We start from the raw sequence: 1,101 nt of genomic DNA on the forward strand, positions 1-1,101 counted from the left end.
GATGGATTCAGAATGCATCTTTCACCGATTCTCACCAACCATCGGCTCTCTGAGAAAGAGGGGCTTCTTACTATTTCCCGTCAACGCTTTTTCGATCTTTGATTGTGATTTTAATGTACTATAAGTTTTATCTCTTTTCAACCGTTTTATACAGCAAGCTTCGTTTTATAGGACTCCACCATCTCAACAAACAGCTGTGTTAACCGATGGTCATCTGTCAGCTCTGGATGAAAAGAACAACCTAAGATATTGTTTTCTTTCGCCATCACAATCCTGCCGTCATACTCAGCCATGACCTCTACGCTCTCATTTGCGCTGATGATATGTGGGGCACGGATGAACACACCTGTAAACGGCGCATCCAGTCCTTTCACTTCTACATCTGCTTCAAAGCTGTCTACCTGTCTGCCAAACGAATTACGTGCAACAGATACATTTAACAGTCCAAGATGAGCATCTTCTCGATCTTCTATATGCTTTGCCAGCATAATCAAACCGGCACAAGTCCCAAATATCGGTTTACCTTGAGCAGCGAACGCTTTAATCGGTTCAATGAATTGGTACGTATCCATGAGTCTTCTCATCGTCGTACTTTCACCACCAGGGATAATGAGACCGTCAACAATTTCTAACTCCTCTACCCGCTTGATGATCTTTCCCGCTGCGCCACACGCTTCAATCGATTGAATATGCTCTCTCACCGCTCCTTGAAGCCCTAGTACACCAATTGTTAGCATGTTCGTTTGCGCTCCCTTAATTACCAGCCACGCTCTTGCATACGCTCTTCTGGCAATAGATTTGAAATTTCAATTCCTTTCATCGCTGTTCCAAGCTCTTTAGAAAGCTCTGCAATTAGACGGTAATCTGTGAAATGAGTCGTTGCTTCTACGATCGCTTTTGCAAATTTAGCTGGATTGTCTGATTTGAAGATACCAGAGCCGACAAATACACCATCTGCTCCAAGCTGCATCATGAGTGCTGCATCTGCTGGTGTCGCAACACCTCCAGCTGCAAAGTTTACAACTGGCAATTTGCCTTCTTTTTTAATTTGAAGCAATAATTCATAAGGTGCGCCCAGATTCTTGGCTTCTGTCATCAATT

The 1,101-nt window shown here is 43.6% G+C and carries 1 protein-coding gene and 1 pseudogene; both read right to left on the reverse strand.

Going from position 1 to position 1,101, the window contains the following annotated elements:
- Positions 1–146: 146 nt before the first annotated feature.
- Positions 147–737, reverse strand: a complete 591-nt coding sequence (pdxT, locus tag V7659_RS31755; RefSeq protein WP_116307718.1) for a pyridoxal 5'-phosphate synthase glutaminase subunit PdxT — start codon at positions 735–737, stop codon at positions 147–149.
- A 20-nt stretch (positions 738–757) separates the two neighbouring features.
- Positions 758–1,101, reverse strand: a pseudogene (gene pdxS / locus V7659_RS31760) (pyridoxal 5'-phosphate synthase subunit PdxS); the annotation flags it as partial.

This window comes from Neobacillus drentensis (genome assembly GCF_036966985.1).
GTDB classification, from domain to species: domain Bacteria; phylum Bacillota; class Bacilli; order Bacillales; family Cytobacillaceae; genus Neobacillus; species Neobacillus drentensis_E.

What these genes read in the sequence shown, in the direction of transcription:
- pdxT (WP_116307718.1), bottom strand. Translation starts at nt 737, where the DNA reads ATGCTAACAATTGGTGTACTAGGGCTTCAAGGAGCGGTGAGAGAGCAT.